Below are 14,275 nucleotides of genomic sequence, written 5' to 3'. Positions count from 1 at the left end.
TAGCCGAATGGACCCTGTCAGGGTCTTCTGCGCCATGCGTGCAGGCTGTAGGCTGTCAGGGTTTGAGACAGGACCCCCGCATGCCGTCGCGCCTTTTCGTCTTCCTTTGTTGCCTGCTTTTGCTGGCCGTTCCGCCTGTCGGGGCGGCGGAGAAGGTCACATTCGGCCTGCGTGAGGCCGCACCCCTGGTCTACAGGGTTGCCGATGGGCGTCTGGCCGGTATCGAGTATGAGTTGCTGGAGGCGATATTCAAGGCTGCGAATATGACGATGGAACCCTATGTCGGGTCCAACGCCCGGCTGGTCGTGGCTGCCAACGGTGCGGTCGTGGCGGGGTTTGCCCCGGTTGTGGGGGATGGGCCGGCTGATATCACTTTGACCGACAGCTATATCACCTATCAGAACGTGGCGATGACACTGGCGGGGCGTGACATCCATCTGGAACGGCCCGATGACCTGCGCCATTGGCGGGTTCTGGCCTTCCAGCGGGCCAGCAAGGTGCTGGGCCCCGAATTTGCTGCGGCCGTGGCGGCGGCACCCGATTACCGGGAGGAGCCGACACAGGCATTGCAGGCCCATGGGCTGCTGTTCGGCCGCTATGATGTGGTGGTCGCTGAAACGCGGGTGCTGCACTATCACATCGCGCGGGTGCTGGCCGGCAGTGGCAGTGACACCCGGCTGCACCTGCCCGTGGAGGAGTACCGAATTTTTCCGCCCACCCCTTACCGGGCGGGCTTTCGCGACGCGGCGCTGGCGGCGCGGTTCAACGAAGGCCTGCGCCGCATCCAGGCCAATGGCACCTATGCCACCATCATGGCCCGCCATAGCCCGACGCAGTAGGCAGGCGGCGGTCCATCCGTACGGCACGCACGCGGTTCACGATGGACCAGCCGCCCGACAATTCGCCCACCGGTGCCACGGTCCATTCCCATTCCGCTTCGCCTGCCGGCAGATTGGCGCCGAATAGTGGGTCTTCCCATTCCGTCACCTTGCCATCGGGATCGACGATGCGCCGTTGCATGTCCCCCACCAGCAAGGTGGGGCAGGTGAAACGGGCCAGATGATCCAGATGGGCCATGACGATGGACCGGGCAAATCCGCCCAGGTCGGCGTCGGGCCATCGGCGTTGGGCGTGACGCAGTGGAACCAGGGGCAACTGGGAGATGAGGTTGGCGGACACGACCAGACCCAGACCCGGCTCATCCACGAAGGCATTGCAATTGGGTGTCGGCACCTGTGCGGCAGCCCGGTCCGCCAGCGACAGGGCTGTGCCTGTCAGGTCCATCTCCACCAGTTCAATACCGGCATGGCGTCGCGCCAGGTGCCGGGCGTCGGGCGGATGGGCCACATCGACCAGCAGAACGCGGGAAAAACGGGCCAGCAGTTCGGCCATGGGCAGGTCCAGGCAGGGGCCTGACCCCAGGATGACAGCCGTGTTGCTGCCTGCCGGTGCCTCCGCCATGGCGGCCAGCAGACGCCGCTTGGTATTTTCCTGATGTGGGGCCCAGGCGGCGGCACAGCGTTGCGCCCGACCAACACAGGCCACGGCGGCATAGCGGTAGCCCAGGGCGGCGAAGGCCGGTGCGCATCTGGTGCGCAGGCTGATCAGGATTTCGCGCAGCATAGGGACCCGCAGCAGAAAAAAGGTCCGCCGCGGTAGAGCGCGGCGGACCCGTCACATAGCATGCTGCCATGTTGGCGCGAAACCGGATAGGTTGCAGCAGCCGTCCTTAATTGGCGGCTGTCTGGATGCGTTGACGCAGGGCCGCCAGCAAGGCATCGAATCGGCCGCCATTGCTTTCAATGACGCTGGCGAATTCCGATCGCTGCGTCACGCTCATGCTGACATTCTCCACGATCACATCGATGATCTTGAAATTGCCGTCACGGTTGCGAACGCGCCAGGAGACGTTCACGGGCGGGCCATTGGGCCGCAGCACCTGCGACATGACCACGGCATCGTTGGCACCTGCGGCCTGGGCGCCGCCAACCTTGAAGCTCTCGCCCGCATACTGGCTGAACCGCTCGGCATAGACCTCGACGATCATCTGCTCGAACAGGGTCTGGTATTCCTTCTTCTGGGCGTCGTTGGCGACGTTCCAGTACCGGCCCAGCACGAAGCGGCTGATCGTGTTGATATCAAAATTCTCGTTCAGCAATTCGCGGAAGACGGTCTTGGCCTGCTCGTCATTGACCTTGGGGTCGGCCAGCGTGGCAATGGCCTTGTCGCCCAGCGACTGCACGAAACCGGCGGCGGCCTGCGGGGCCTTGGCGTTCTGTGCCTGCGCGCTGGCCGGGGCCAGGGTCGGACCGGCGATCACGGCAAAGCCGGCCAGAACCAGCATTGCGGCGCCGGTCAGCGGCGAACGGCGATGGGAGATCGGGTTCTTCACGTCTTGATCCTCTGGTTTCCTGCGCCATCCTGCGGTCGGCCCCAGGCCGCCGGCAGTGACGCGCGTCACGATGTTCCGTCCATGGCAGTCAACCATTTGTCCACTCAATGGATAAGCGGCAATTGCGACCGATATTGGGCATCACCCGTTCGATAACGCGGCAGGGGCGACGTTGGGAACCGCGATCAACGCGGGGCGGCCCCCGACGGATGTCGGGTGTTTACATCGCATAAAGATATCTTTATATCTTGATCCGACACCGTGAAAGGACGTCTGGTCCATGGAATTCCTGTTGAATGCGCTGAAGGCAGCGGCCGAGCCGACAAGGCTCCGGCTGTTATCGCTGTGCGCGCATGGGGAACTGACGGTGACGGAGCTTACCCAGATTCTGGGGCAAAGCCAGCCGCGTGTTTCGCGTCACCTGAAGCTGCTGTGCGAGGCCGGATTGCTGGAGCGGTTCCGGGAGGGGATCTGGGCCTATTACCGCCTGGCCGAGCGCGGGGCGGTGGCGGAACTGGCCCGCACCCTGGTGGATGCCATCCCCTCTGACGATGCCGGGCTGGCCCTGGACCTGGAGCGGCTGGACCTGATCAAGCAGGGCCGGCGCGAGGCGGCGGACCGCTATTTCAGTGAGAATGCCGCCCGTTGGCACGAAATTCGCGGCCTGCATGTGCCGGAGCGGGAGGTCGAGGCGGCTTTGCTGTCGCTCCTGCCGCAGGAAGGGATCGCCGATCTGCTGGATGTGGGTACCGGCACGGGCCGCATGCTGGAGCTTTTCGGCCCCCGCATTGCCCATGGCCTGGGCATCGATGCGTCGCGCGAGATGCTGGCCGTGGCGCGCGTCAGTCTGGAGCAGGCGGGCCTGCGCCATTGTCAGGTGCGCCTGGGCGAGATGTACCAGCTTGCCCTGCCGGGGCAGAGCCAGGATGCCGTCATTTTCCACCAGGTGCTGCATTATGCGGAGGAGCCGGCGGACGCGCTGGCGGAGGCGGCGCGTGTGCTGCGCCCGGGCGGCATCATGCTGGTGGTCGATTTCGCCCGGCACGAGCTGGAATATCTGCGCGAGCAGCATGCCCATCGCCGTCTGGGCTTCACCGATGCAGAGATGGGCAATTGGCTGCGGCGGGCCGGCATGAATCCCGATCCCGTCCGTGTGCTGCCGGGTGATCCCCTGACCGTCTGCATCTGGCGCGCCATCCGTGCCGACACCTCTTCAACGCGGCTGCGGCCGTCCCCGACCCCGTAAAGCGAGTGTGGCTTCCATGACCCTGAACGACCTGATGGATGCGGCTGGCGGGCCGGCCCCCCTGATCACGGCGCCCGGCGACCTGACCGTCAGTTTCGAATTCTTCCCGCCCAAGACGGAGAAGATGCATGAGAATCTGTGGACCGCCATTCGCCGGCTGGCGCCTTTGAAGCCGGCCTTCATGTCGGTCACCTATGGTGCCGGCGGATCGACGCGGGAACGCACGCACGCGACCGTCACGGCCATCCAGGCCGAAACCGGCATCCCCGCCGCCGCCCACCTGACCTGCGTGGCCGCCACGAAGGAGGATATCGACGAGATCGCGCACAGTTACTGGGATGCCGGCATCCGGCACATCGTGGCGCTGCGGGGTGACCCGCCGCCGCGCGCGGATGGCACGGGCGGCCTGGGTGGCCGGGGTTATGAACCGCATCCCTGCGGCTATGCGTATGCGGCGGATCTTGTGGCAGGGTTGAAGCGCATCGCGGACTTCGACATCTCCGTCGCCTGCTTCCCCGAGGTCCACCCTGAGGCGCCCAGTGCGCAGGTTGATCTGGACAATCTGAAGCGGAAAGTGGATGCAGGCGCCAACCGGGCCATCAGCCAGTTCTTCTTCGATGCCGAGGCTTTCCTGCGTTTCCGCGACAAGGCGGCCGCGGCTGGCATCCATGTGCCCATGGTACCCGGCATCCTGCCCATCCTGAATTTCCAGAAGGCGGCGGAAATGGGCGCCAAGTGCAACACGGCGATGCCGGCCTGGATGCTGGACCTGTTCAATGGACTGGACGCGGCACCGGAAACCCGGCATCTGGTCGCCGCCACCGTGGCGATCGAGCAATGCCGCTATCTGGAGCGGCATGGCGTGAAGCAGTTCCATTTCTATACGATGAACCGCGCCGACCTGACGGTGGCCATCTGCCACATGCTGGGCGTGCGGGCCTGAACCCATGGGTGCCGTGAAGGGGGGCACGCCCCACCTTCACGGCCGTCACCGGTTCAGATCACCACTTGCGCTCCGTTTTCATCTGGCCGCCATTCAGCGCGTCCAGGAAGCTGTTGCCGCCCTTGGGCTTGCCGCTGCGGACCATGCGCGGGTTGGGGCGGCGTCTGGCCTGCTCCACCACCTTGATGGCCGTGGTGGTGGCATCGTTCTCCACCCGCCGGCGCACATCGCTATCCAGCGATTCAAAGGCCTGCTGGGCGAAGCTGAGCGCATTCTCGGACTGTGATTCAACGACCTGACGCAGGGCGTTGGCAGCCATCAGGCATTCCAGCCGTTCCGGTCCTGTCACGTCGTCAAGGGCATTGGCCAGTATCCCAATCGCTTCCAGCGTTTTGGGGTCCTTCAATTCAACGGACATCTTCTATCCGCACCTTTCGGGTACATATATGCGTCCCCCATAGTCCCACCGCCAGCGGAAATACGCAATAGACAGCCATGCCGCGCCCCGTCATGCGGCGCGGGCAGTGCGCGGATGCACGGGGCGATGGCGGCCCGGTCTTTACAAGACGGGGTTGGTCCGGGTTAAGGTCGGCGCCATGTCGATCCTGATCGTGACCACGACCAGCACTAAAAAGACCACCCTGCGGGGCGGGCTTTTTGGCGTGCGCGCGGTCTGACGCGGTCGACATAAAGCCAGATGCCCCGCCGGGAACGGTTGGGGCGGCTCCAGGTGGATCAGGCCCCATCCCGGCATCAAGCCAGAGGATCGGTTCCATGAATGTCCACAACGCCCCCCGCCCCGAAGCTGCCGCCCGGCCCGTTTCCGTTGCCGTGGTCGGTGCCACCGGCGCCGTGGGGGTGGAAATCCGCCATTGCCTGGAACAGGCGGGCCTGAACCTGTGCCGGGTGCGCCTGCTGGCATCCCCGCGGTCGGCCGGACAGGTCGTGCCGTTCGCCGGTGGCAGCCTGATGGTGGAGGCGTTGGGTGATGACAGTTTCCAGGGTATCGATTATGCCCTGTTTTCCGCAGGCAGCGGCATTTCGCGCGACTATGCGCCCAGGGCCGTGGCGGCCGGTGCCGTGGTGATCGACAATTCCTCCGCCTTTCGCATGGATGGCGATATTCCGCTGGTGGTGCCGGAGGTGAACCCGGATGTGATCCCGGCGCGGCCGGGCATCATCGCCAATCCCAATTGTGTCGCCATCATCGCGACCGTGCCCCTGGCGGCTCTGGACGCCCGCCACCGCATCCGCCGGTTGACCATCGCCACCTATCAGGCCGCCAGCGGTGCCGGGGCCGCGGCGATGGAGGAGCTGCGCGCCGCGACGGCCGCCCATCTTGCCGGTGATGCCTATGCGCCCCGTGTGCTGAAGCACCCCTATGCTTTCAACCTTTTCTCCCACGATGCAGCCATCAACCCTGCCACGGGCTATAACGGGGAGGAGGAGAAGGTGGTCGAGGAGACGCGCAAGATTCTGCGCCGGCCCGACCTGCATATCGGCATCACCTGCGTGCGGGTGCCTGTGCTGCGCGCGCATTCCATGGCGATCAGCGTGGAGTTCGATGAGGTGGTGGAGCCCGACGCGGTGCGGTCCATCCTGTCATCGGCACCCGGTGTCCGGCTGGTCGATGACAGGGACGGCAACCACTTCCCCATGCCCAACGAGGCCTCGGGGCAGGGCGACGTGCTGGTCGGCCGCATCCGCCGCGATGTGGGCGACCCGTCCGGCCGGTCCATCGCCCTGTTCCTGGCCGGCGACCAGTTGCTGAAGGGTGCGGCGCTGAATGCCGTCCAGATTCTTCAGCGCCTTGTCGGCTGACCGGACGCACGCTCTGGCTTGCGCAGGTTCCCCTGGTGCCGGGGCGCGGAGCGGGGTGCCGGACAGGCACGCAAAAGAAACCCCCGGACCTGTTGAAGGCCGGGGGTAGTTTGCAGGGACGTCGGAGCGGCTGAGGGGACTTGGGTTAGCGCCGGTCGGTACGGGTCAGGGACAGCGTGTCCTGGTCGTACTTGTACTCGGCCATCTGCTCCACCTGGGCAGAGGTCAGGTTGCGGACCTGGACTTCCTTGTCACCGCCCAGGAATTCGGCATCGGCGATGTCCACGGCGATGGCCTTCTTGCCCATGCCCAGGAAGCCGCCGGAGGTGATGATCAGCCTTTCGGCATCGCCACTGCTGGCGTTCAGGATCACATCCTCCACCTCGCCCAGCTTCTTGCCGTCGGCACCCACGGCGGTCCGGCCCAGAAGGGTTTCGGCGGAGGTGCGGTCAAGCCGCGGCGCGGTGGGGGCTACGACCTCGGGGGCACCCTGCGGCCGGGTGTCCATGACCGACGGGTCCTGGGCCCTGTTCTGGTCGATCGCACCCGGAACGGTGGTGCCCGGAACGGGCGGAACGGGCTCGGTGGAACCGGGCGGCACGGTCTGGGCCATCGCACCGGCGCTGCACAGGAGGGCGGCCGCGGCGGCGGCACCAATCAGTCGAGTGCGCATGGTGTGTTTCCTTCCGTTGGTTGGCAGGAGGGCTTGGCATCAGCGCCACACCCATGCCCAGTCAACACGGCCGGTCCAGGAAAGTTTCCATCTGGATTTGTGACATTACCCGCGCAGGGTGCCGGATTTATGCCCTGTGCCTTTGATCTCGCCTCCTCGAGATCGAAGGCTTCGGCGGCACGTGCCGCCGCCGCGCCGGTCGGCACGGATATCAAGGGTCATTGTCCATGCCCCTTGGCTATTATACCCGCGGCCGGAAACCGTGACCGATGGTCAAGGTTTTCGGCACCTCAAACGCCGGCGCCGTCATCCGGCGGCCCCGCGCAACTGATCGGCGATCTGGGCCAGCCGGGTGCCCAGATCGCGGGCGGCGTTGGCGCTGGCGGTCTCGTTCTGGCGGCTGGCGGAACGCAGCAGGTCGATGGCGCGCGACAGGTCGACCGACAGCCCGTCCAGCCGCAGAACCCGCTCGCGCAGGTTCTGGGTCAGTTCCGATACGATGGACAGGTCGGTCCGTTCCCGGTTGCGGGTTTCCTCCAGCACGCCGCGCACGCTGTCGGTCGTGCTGTCCAGCCGGTCACCCAGCCGGTCGATGCCGTCCAGGCGGGCCTTCAATGCCTCCGCGATGGTCAGAAGCTCCGCATTCTCTCGTTCCCGTCCGGCATTGTCGGATGCGGCCAGCGCGTGCAAGGCCGCCGTCGCTGCCGACAATCCGCCGGCCATGCCTTCGATGTTCTGGATGCGCTGCTGAAGCTTGTCCACCAGCCCAACCGCCTGATCGACGGCCATCTTCTCCCGGTTGTCGGCGCTGGCGACCAGGGCGTGAACGGCGTCGATGGCGGCGCGCAGCCCGGCCGTCAGGTCGATCAGTCCCTGCGGGGTATGGTCCTTGTCGCGCACGGCATCCAGTTCGGCCGCCACCGACTTCATGTCGGCCAGCAGCCGTTCCTGCTGTCCGACGGTGCGCGACAGGGTGGTCGTGGCGATATGCGCCTCCGACGACAGGGCCTTGGTTTCCTGCCGCAGGTCGCCGGTCAGGTCGCGCAGACGGGCGGTGGCGTCGTCCACACCGCCCGTCAGGCTTTGTGCCAGCCGGCCCGCCGTCTCCCCGATCTCCTTCACCCGGTCGGCGATCTGGGTGGCGCTGCCGCGCATGCGGGTCAGCAGGTCGGCGATGGCTTCATGCTGGCCGGGCTCCACGCGCCGGCGCTCGAACTCCTGCCGCAGCCCGTCGCTGGTCAGACGCAGCCCGTCCACGGCGTCGGCCATGCTGTCGGCGCGGTCCGACACATCGGCCATCAGGCTGCTGAAGCGGGCCTGGATGTCGTGGAACTGCTCGGCCAGTGGTTCCAGCTTGCCGCGCGTCATGTCCTCCGCGATTTCCGCTGATTGCTGCATGGCGTGCTGGGCATGGTTCATGCTGTCCAGCGCGGCTTCCAGCTTGTAGGCGATTTCCGCGGCGCGGTCGTCCAACTGGTCTGCGGCACGCGATACCTGATGGCCGGCATCCTCCAGCCGGGCCGCGGCCTTCTCCGTCGCCTCGTCCAGGCGGCTGGTGGCGCCACCCAGGGCGGCGAACAGCGCCTTTTCCCCATCTTCCATGGCGTCGGCGGCGCGTGTCATGCGGCTGCCGGTCTGGTCCACGGTACCGGCCAGCATGTCGCCGGAGGCCCGCAGGATCTTCACGGCCGACAGCAGGCTTTGCTGTGCCTCCGTCATGGTGGCCGACAGCGCCTTGGCGGCGTCGCGCGCCTCCACGCTGGCATGGCGGATATCGCTGTCGCTTTCCGACAGGCTGCCCAGCGTGTCGCTGACCTTGGTCTCCGTCCGTGACAGCGTATCGGCCAGCATGTCGGCATGCTGTCGCAGCGCATCGACCACGGCATCCAGACCGTTATGATCCCCGCTGGCGTCGAAGGCACGGACCTGGGCCACGGCATGGCCCAGCATTTCCGTCGCCTGACGGATCTCCCGGTTGCTTTCCGTCACCGTGCGCACCGCGGCCGCGCAGAGCTGGTTCACCTGGCCCAGTGTCTCGTGCAATTGCTGCTTCGTGTCGCCCACGATGCGGCCGACATCGTTGCCCAGCACGGCCAGCGTGCCGCCGGCCCCGCGCAGCCGGGCCGTCAGCGCCTCGAACAGGTCGGCATAGTCGCCTTCGAATTTCAGGCGCAGGCGCCCATCCTCCGTGGCTACGGAAATGTCGGGAATTTCCGCCGCCTGCTTGCGAAAGGCGTCGATGCTGCGGGCCAGGCCGCCGAACTCGTCCGGGCGCTCGGTCCCCCACAGGGGGGCGCGCCAGTCGCCGCGGGCCACGGCATCCACCCCGCGCCCCAGTTCCGACAGGGGACGCAGCACCCGCGTGCCCAGCAATGTCAGGAAGGCGAACAGCGTGACGACCAGGGCCAGTACGGCGGCGCCGCCCAGCCACAGCCCGCGGGTCGCCACCTCCTCCAGCCGGGCCAGTTCCACGGCCTGCTGCGTGCGCGACCGCTGGTCGATCCGGTCGGCCAGGGCGGCATAGCGGGTGAGGAGGATGACGGGTGTGGTCTGGCCCAGCGCCGTGGGCCCGCCATTGGCCGATTCCAGGGCCCGGCGCGCGCTGTCCAGCAGGCGCTTGAGATCGGCGGCCAGTTCCAGTTCGGCCGGTGTCAGCCGCTTGCCCTGCAGACCGCGCAGGGACTGGTCGGCGGCGTCCAGGCTGGCCCGCATCTCGGCCCGTGCCTCGGCATTGCCGGTTTCGGCAAATTGCGCCAGGGCCGACAGGAAACCGTCATGGCCCATGCGCTGCTGGAAATCGATCAGCAGCCGGGTCTTGGCCAGCGTGTCGCCCGGCACCTCGAGGTTGCCGGCCTGCACCTGATATTGCGCCATCTGGAAGGTCGTGCCGGCCGCCAGGGCGCCAACCAGGATGGTGGCGCCCAGCGCGATGGCGGTGCTCAGGCTCCGCAGCGACGACAGCCGCGCTCCCACGCCCCGCTCCATGATGCCTCCCAACCCTGATCTTGCGTCGATGGGCGGAGAGACTAACCAATTATTGTGTTCAGTTCACTCATTCCTTGGCGTATCGCCTTCCGACGGGGGTAGAGGCAGCCAGGCGGGGGGCTGGGGCCGCAGCCGGACCCCGCCACAGGCCAGCGCCCGGCCCATCGTCAGCGCCTCCAGCCGAATCAGGGCCAGGGCCCGATCCCCGCAGCCGCTGCGGATTTCCCCCACCTCCGTCCCATCGGCCGTGACGGGCGTGCCGGGTTCGGGCAGCGGGCCGTCGACGGCCACCGGCAACAGCCGTTTCTTCACCAGTCCGCGATATTTGGTGCGCGCCGTCAGTTCCTGGCCGACATAACAGCCCTTGTCCCAGGCGATGGCGTGCAGTTCGTCGAAGCCATTGTCCAGCAGGATGGATTTCTCCACCACCAGGTCGCGCGTGCCGTCGGGAATGCCCAGCAGCAGCCGGGCGCGGTCCCAGGTGGCGAAGGCGCCGGTCGCCGCGGGGGTCGCATCGGCCCGCAGGACCAGCCGCCGCCCCAGCCCGGCATGGCGCGGGTCGACCAGGCTCCAGCCGCCGGCGACGGGGATGACCTGTCCCGCCGGCGCATCGGCAGGGCCGGGATCCGCCAACACCCGGTACTCGTCCGACAGGTCGGTCAGCTCGACCTTGGACCGCAGCTTGTACATCCGCAGGCGTCGCAGCAAATCCTCCCGCCGGGACGCCTCCACATCCAGCAGCAGGCGGTCATTGTCGGCGAACAGAATGAAATCATGCAGATACTTGCCCTGTGCCGTCAGCAGCGCGGCCCATATCGCCCGGTCCTGGCCGGCTCGGGTCACATCGTTGCTGATCAGTCCCTGCAGGAAGGCGACACGGTCCGGCCCGCCGATGGCGATGATGGCCCGGTCGGGCAGGGGGATCAGCGGTGCGGACATCATGGTGGTTCGATCCGGAAATGGTTCGGTACAGGGCTGCTTAAATATAAGCGGTACCGGCGGGGCGCATAGGGGGCACGTGGGGCTTGTGCGAAATCGCGCTTGGTTCTGCCCTGGTTAGCCGTTAAATGAGAAGATACAGGGGCGCTGATCTGTCTGATCCAAGGGCGGCAGCGATGCATGCGGACAAGGGGGGGCACGCTGGTGCTCCCGTCATCGTCTTTATAATTGGTCTGGGTATCCCGCTGCTGGCAGCGGTCGTGCCCCTGGCGCCGCTTGGCATGGCGCCGGGCATGGTCGCTCTTTCGGTCTTCGCGCTCATGGCCTGCCTGTGGCGGGAACGGCGCCTGCCGCTTCCCGATCCGTTGATCCTGACCGGCCTGGGCCTTTTCATTGCCTGGACGGGGCTTGGCCTGTCCTGGACGGGGGCCATGGGCCGGGCCCTGGAATCCTGGGCCGCCTTTCTCTATGTCTTCGTGCCGGGTCTGTTCTTTTTGACGGCCCTGGGCCGGCTGGCTCCCGATCGGGCGCGGCAGGCTGCACGCTGGCTGCTGCCGGCGGCCGTATTCGGGGCGATCCTGTTCACGCTGGAACTGATCGGGGACCAGCCGATCCAGCACCTGGCCTCACCGGGCAAGACCGACCTCAACCTGGAACGCGATATCAATCGGGCGGCCGTGCTGCTGGCCCTGCTGGCGGGACCGGTATCGTTGCTGATGTGGCGGCTGGGCCAACGTGTGCCGGCGGTTCTGGCGTTGGCGGGGGCGCTGGTGCTGACCATGTTCAGCACCAGCGAATCGGCCGTTGCCTTCCTGCTGGCCCTGCTGCTGTTGCTGGCTTTGGGCTACTGGTCAGTGCGGCTGGCGGCCGGTCTGGTGGCGACGGGCATCGTGCTGGGCCTGGCATTCTGTGGACAGGCCGCCCAGTGGATGACGCGGGCCGGCCTGCCACAGGCGGAATGGCTGCCGGCCAGTTCCCGTCACCGGATGATGACCTGGAACTTCGTGGCGGAGAACCTGGACGCACATCCCTGGCGCGGGTGGGGACTGGAAGCCTCCCGTGTCATTCCCGGTGGGGAAGGTATTTTCCCCGGCACCTTGAACTGGCCCGTCCTGCCGATCCATCCGCACAGCCTGTTCCTGCAGATCCGGCTGGAGCTGGGCTGGATCGGCGCGCTGGCGGCGGGGTTCCTGCTGCTTGTCGTGCTGCGCCGGCTGACCCGGCTGGACCCTTCCATCCGGGCCATGGCCGTGGCGCTGTTCGGCGCGTCCATCCTGATGCAAAGCTTCGCCTATGGTGCCTGGCAGGCCTGGATCCTGTGCGGCATGCTGTTCGCGGGCGCTGTGCTGGCCCTGGCGGGGCGGGTCAGGGGCCCTTCTTGACCAGACAATCCGTGCCGGCCGCCTTCAGGCGCTCGCACAGGGCGACCGCAGCGGCCCGGTCGGCAAAGCCGGTCAGGAAAACACGGGTATAGATGCCGCGGGCGCCCAGGTCGGCCTGGATCAGGGCGGGCTGCCTATCGCCCAGCAGCGGTGCCTGGCGCAATGCAAGACGCCGCCAATGCTGCTCGGCCTCCGCCCGGCTGGGCAGGGAGCCGACCTGGATGACCCAGCCGTCGCCGAGGTCGCCGGCGGATCCGGGTGCAGGGGCGGGCGGCGCCACCCCGGACGTCACAGGCGGCGGCGTGGGTGATGCCGGCGGGGGCACCGGTTCGGCCGCCGGCCGCTGCACGGGGACGGATGGTCCCGCTGAAGGCGGCGGCGGCGCAGCGGTCCCGGCGGCCAAGGTGGCGGCTGGTGCGCCCATCGCCGGCAGCGGTGCCCGTGACCGGAGCGTCGCTTCCCTGATCTGGTCCGGCGTGGCTTGCGCCTCGATATCCTTTTCCAGGCGGATGGCAGCCACCAGCCGCTTGGCGGCGGCGCGTTTGGCCCAGGTCAGTGCCTCCACGACGTCCTTCTGCGTCCCCAGACCGAAGAAGGTCAGGGCCGCCAGGTTGTTCTGGGCGTGCATGTCGCCGGCCATGGCGGCCGGTCGCAGGAATTCCAAAGCCTTGGCATGGTTTGCCGGCAGGTCCTGACCAAAGGCGTAGAGCGCGCCTGCCATGCTCTGCGCCCCGACATGTCCGCCGCGCGCGGCCTGTTCCAGCAGATCCAGGCCGCGGCGTGCGTCCTTGGCGACTCCGCGTCCCTGGACCAGCATCTCGCCGGCCAGATACTGGCCCGAACTGTCGCCCGCTTCCGCCGCCGCGTTGAATTCCCGGAAGGCCGTGGCGTAGTCGCCATTGGAAAAGGCGATGCGCCCGGCCTGGATGTCGGCCAGCGCGGGGGCGGCCAGCAGCAAGGGCAGCGGCAGAACCAGGGCGGCAAGGGACGTGCGGGCGCGGGGCAGCATGCGGGTCATCATCCGGTCACAGGGCAGGGCTTCTTCATAGCGGACATGGGGCCGCTTGACGATGCCGGATAAACGGGCTTCAAACCAGCAACCTTGTCGATGCACTGGAGATTTGGCGATGGCCGCCAGGAAGAACCCGCTGAACCTGAACCCCTTGCAGTTGAAGACCCTGACCTTGTTCCAGGCTCTTGCCGAGTTCGAGGATATCTGCCGTCCCATCGGGGATGGCGCGGTGGAGGTGCTGGAACTGCCCTTCACGGCGCATGGCAATCATTTCCATCTGGGGCCCTGGCTGGTCTATGCCCAGGATGCCACGGGCCTGCGCAACCCGGCACCCTGGGCCGTGCTGGAACGCAAGGGGCTGATCCGGGGTAATTTTCCGATGTCCGTCGTGCTGACGCGGGAAGGGCTGGATTATGAGACCGGCATGCGCCGGCAGATTTTGCAGGGTTCGGATCATTGACCCTTGGCGGCGGCGGGAAGCGAGGATTTCATGGTGCTGGCGGTCAAGGGGGGCTGGTTTCCAGGATGTGGCCGGCGCGTTGGGCGCGCTGCCGTTCTTGACGGATTTGATCAATCATTTTGATCAGAACGGGCCTTTACGACCGGCTTTGTCCCGTCCACCTTGTCGCCTATCCTGGCCGAGCCAGTTTTGTTCCCTGGAAGCCCTAACAAGAGCGCCCTCAGATGAAACTCCTTGTCGCCGTTAAGCGTGTCGTTGACTACAACGTCAAGATCCGCGTGAAGCCCGACAGCAGCGGTGTTGAGCTGTCGAATGTCAAGATGTCGATGAACCCGTTTGACGAGATTGCGGTTGAGGCTGCGGTTCGTTTGAAGGAGGCTGGGAAGGCCTCTGAGATCGTGGTTGTTTCGATTGGTCCTGCG

General features: G+C 66.7%; 14 protein-coding genes. 7 read left to right on the top strand and 7 right to left on the bottom strand.

The features are described from left to right. The first annotated feature begins 80 nt into the window (after window positions 1–80). Window positions 81–839 carry a substrate-binding periplasmic protein gene (locus tag ACM9LZ_RS17140; protein ID WP_416620721.1) on the top strand — a complete coding sequence of 253 codons (759 nt, stop codon included), beginning with the start codon at window positions 81–83 and terminating at the stop codon, window positions 837–839. On the opposite strand, the gene ACM9LZ_RS17135 is transcribed toward ACM9LZ_RS17140, so the two are convergent. Next, a complete protein-coding gene (locus tag ACM9LZ_RS17135) occupies window positions 811–1,623 on the bottom strand; it encodes a hypothetical protein (protein WP_416620720.1) in 813 nt (270 codons plus the stop codon). The genes ACM9LZ_RS17140 and ACM9LZ_RS17135 overlap by 29 nt on opposite strands. A gap of 106 nt (window positions 1,624–1,729) precedes the next feature. Beyond that, complete coding sequence (locus ACM9LZ_RS17130; protein WP_416620719.1) at window positions 1,730–2,392, bottom strand: MlaC/ttg2D family ABC transporter substrate-binding protein; 663 nt, start codon at window positions 2,390–2,392, stop codon at window positions 1,730–1,732. A gap of 280 nt (window positions 2,393–2,672) precedes the next feature. Here ACM9LZ_RS17130 and ACM9LZ_RS17125 point away from each other — a divergent pair, with 280 nt between their 5' ends. Both ACM9LZ_RS17125 and metF read left to right on the top strand, forming a co-directional pair. Next, complete coding sequence (locus ACM9LZ_RS17125; protein ID WP_416620718.1) at window positions 2,673–3,638, top strand: ArsR/SmtB family transcription factor; 966 nt, start codon at window positions 2,673–2,675, stop codon at window positions 3,636–3,638. Between the two features lie 16 nt (window positions 3,639–3,654). Beyond that, window positions 3,655–4,581 carry a methylenetetrahydrofolate reductase gene (gene metF, locus ACM9LZ_RS17120; protein ID WP_416620717.1) on the top strand — a complete coding sequence of 309 codons (927 nt, stop codon included), beginning with the start codon at window positions 3,655–3,657 and terminating at the stop codon, window positions 4,579–4,581. 58 nt (window positions 4,582–4,639) lie between these two features. Here metF and ACM9LZ_RS17115 read toward each other — a convergent pair whose 3' ends face one another. Beyond that, window positions 4,640–4,999: a hypothetical protein gene (locus ACM9LZ_RS17115; protein WP_416620716.1), complete on the bottom strand. Its 360-nt coding sequence runs from the start codon at window positions 4,997–4,999 to the stop codon at window positions 4,640–4,642. A 356-nt stretch (window positions 5,000–5,355) separates the two neighbouring features. Between ACM9LZ_RS17115 and ACM9LZ_RS17110 the strand changes: the two genes are divergently transcribed. Then, the gene (locus ACM9LZ_RS17110; protein ID WP_416620715.1) at window positions 5,356–6,402 is read left to right on the top strand and encodes an aspartate-semialdehyde dehydrogenase; all 1,047 of its coding nucleotides are present in this window, start codon (window positions 5,356–5,358) and stop codon (window positions 6,400–6,402) included. Window positions 6,403–6,547: 145 nt separating this feature from the next. Here ACM9LZ_RS17110 and ACM9LZ_RS17105 read toward each other — a convergent pair whose 3' ends face one another. The 3 genes from ACM9LZ_RS17105 to ygfZ all read right to left on the bottom strand — a co-directional run bounded on the left by ACM9LZ_RS17105 (window position 6,548) and on the right by ygfZ (window position 11,002). Continuing rightward, window positions 6,548–7,075 carry a PRC-barrel domain-containing protein gene (locus ACM9LZ_RS17105; RefSeq protein ID WP_416620714.1) on the bottom strand — a complete coding sequence of 176 codons (528 nt, stop codon included), beginning with the start codon at window positions 7,073–7,075 and terminating at the stop codon, window positions 6,548–6,550. Window positions 7,076–7,381: 306 nt separating this feature from the next. Beyond that, the gene (locus ACM9LZ_RS17100; RefSeq protein WP_416620713.1) at window positions 7,382–10,060 is read right to left on the bottom strand and encodes a HAMP domain-containing protein; all 2,679 of its coding nucleotides are present in this window, start codon (window positions 10,058–10,060) and stop codon (window positions 7,382–7,384) included. Window positions 10,061–10,123: 63 nt separating this feature from the next. Further along, window positions 10,124–11,002 (bottom strand): CAF17-like 4Fe-4S cluster assembly/insertion protein YgfZ, encoded by an 879-nt coding sequence (ygfZ, locus tag ACM9LZ_RS17095; protein WP_416620712.1) that lies wholly within the window; start codon window positions 11,000–11,002, stop codon window positions 10,124–10,126. A gap of 173 nt (window positions 11,003–11,175) precedes the next feature. Between ygfZ and ACM9LZ_RS17090 the strand changes: the two genes are divergently transcribed. Then, window positions 11,176–12,381, top strand: a complete 1,206-nt coding sequence (locus tag ACM9LZ_RS17090) for an O-antigen ligase family protein (RefSeq protein ID WP_416620711.1) — start codon at window positions 11,176–11,178, stop codon at window positions 12,379–12,381. On the opposite strand, the gene ACM9LZ_RS17085 is transcribed toward ACM9LZ_RS17090, so the two are convergent. Then, complete coding sequence (locus tag ACM9LZ_RS17085; protein WP_416620710.1) at window positions 12,365–13,390, bottom strand: SPOR domain-containing protein; 1,026 nt, start codon at window positions 13,388–13,390, stop codon at window positions 12,365–12,367. The two genes, ACM9LZ_RS17090 and ACM9LZ_RS17085, sit on opposite strands and share 17 nt — an antisense overlap. A 118-nt stretch (window positions 13,391–13,508) precedes the next feature. Between ACM9LZ_RS17085 and ACM9LZ_RS17080 the strand changes: the two genes are divergently transcribed. Both ACM9LZ_RS17080 and ACM9LZ_RS17075 read left to right on the top strand, forming a co-directional pair. Beyond that, on the top strand, window positions 13,509–13,853 hold the full coding sequence (locus ACM9LZ_RS17080; RefSeq protein ID WP_416620709.1) for a hypothetical protein: 345 nt from the start codon (window positions 13,509–13,511) through the stop codon (window positions 13,851–13,853). A 224-nt stretch (window positions 13,854–14,077) separates the two neighbouring features. After that, window positions 14,078–14,275 (top strand): electron transfer flavoprotein subunit beta/FixA family protein (locus ACM9LZ_RS17075; protein ID WP_416620708.1); only part of this gene is annotated, 198 nt, incomplete at its 3' end.

The sequence above is a fragment of the Niveispirillum fermenti genome (assembly GCF_048066175.1).
In the GTDB taxonomy this organism is placed as follows: domain Bacteria; phylum Pseudomonadota; class Alphaproteobacteria; order Azospirillales; family Azospirillaceae; genus Niveispirillum; species Niveispirillum fermenti.
This window is presented reverse-complemented; position numbering and strand designations above follow the sequence as displayed.

What these genes read in the sequence shown, in the direction of transcription:
- ygfZ (WP_416620712.1), bottom strand. Translation starts at nt 11,002, where the DNA reads ATGATGTCCGCACCGCTGATCCCCCTGCCCGACCGGGCCATCATCGCC.
- ACM9LZ_RS17125 (WP_416620718.1), top strand. Translation starts at nt 2,673, where the DNA reads ATGGAATTCCTGTTGAATGCGCTGAAGGCAGCGGCCGAGCCGACAAGG.
- ACM9LZ_RS17085 (WP_416620710.1), bottom strand. Translation starts at nt 13,390, where the DNA reads ATGCTGCCCCGCGCCCGCACGTCCCTTGCCGCCCTGGTTCTGCCGCTG.
- ACM9LZ_RS17090 (WP_416620711.1), top strand. Translation starts at nt 11,176, where the DNA reads ATGCATGCGGACAAGGGGGGGCACGCTGGTGCTCCCGTCATCGTCTTT.
- ACM9LZ_RS17105 (WP_416620714.1), bottom strand. Translation starts at nt 7,075, where the DNA reads ATGCGCACTCGACTGATTGGTGCCGCCGCCGCGGCCGCCCTCCTGTGC.
- ACM9LZ_RS17140 (WP_416620721.1), top strand. Translation starts at nt 81, where the DNA reads ATGCCGTCGCGCCTTTTCGTCTTCCTTTGTTGCCTGCTTTTGCTGGCC.
- ACM9LZ_RS17110 (WP_416620715.1), top strand. Translation starts at nt 5,356, where the DNA reads ATGAATGTCCACAACGCCCCCCGCCCCGAAGCTGCCGCCCGGCCCGTT.
- metF (WP_416620717.1), top strand. Translation starts at nt 3,655, where the DNA reads ATGACCCTGAACGACCTGATGGATGCGGCTGGCGGGCCGGCCCCCCTG.
- ACM9LZ_RS17100 (WP_416620713.1), bottom strand. Translation starts at nt 10,060, where the DNA reads ATGGAGCGGGGCGTGGGAGCGCGGCTGTCGTCGCTGCGGAGCCTGAGC.
- ACM9LZ_RS17135 (WP_416620720.1), bottom strand. Translation starts at nt 1,623, where the DNA reads ATGCTGCGCGAAATCCTGATCAGCCTGCGCACCAGATGCGCACCGGCC.
- ACM9LZ_RS17115 (WP_416620716.1), bottom strand. Translation starts at nt 4,999, where the DNA reads ATGTCCGTTGAATTGAAGGACCCCAAAACGCTGGAAGCGATTGGGATA.
- ACM9LZ_RS17080 (WP_416620709.1), top strand. Translation starts at nt 13,509, where the DNA reads ATGGCCGCCAGGAAGAACCCGCTGAACCTGAACCCCTTGCAGTTGAAG.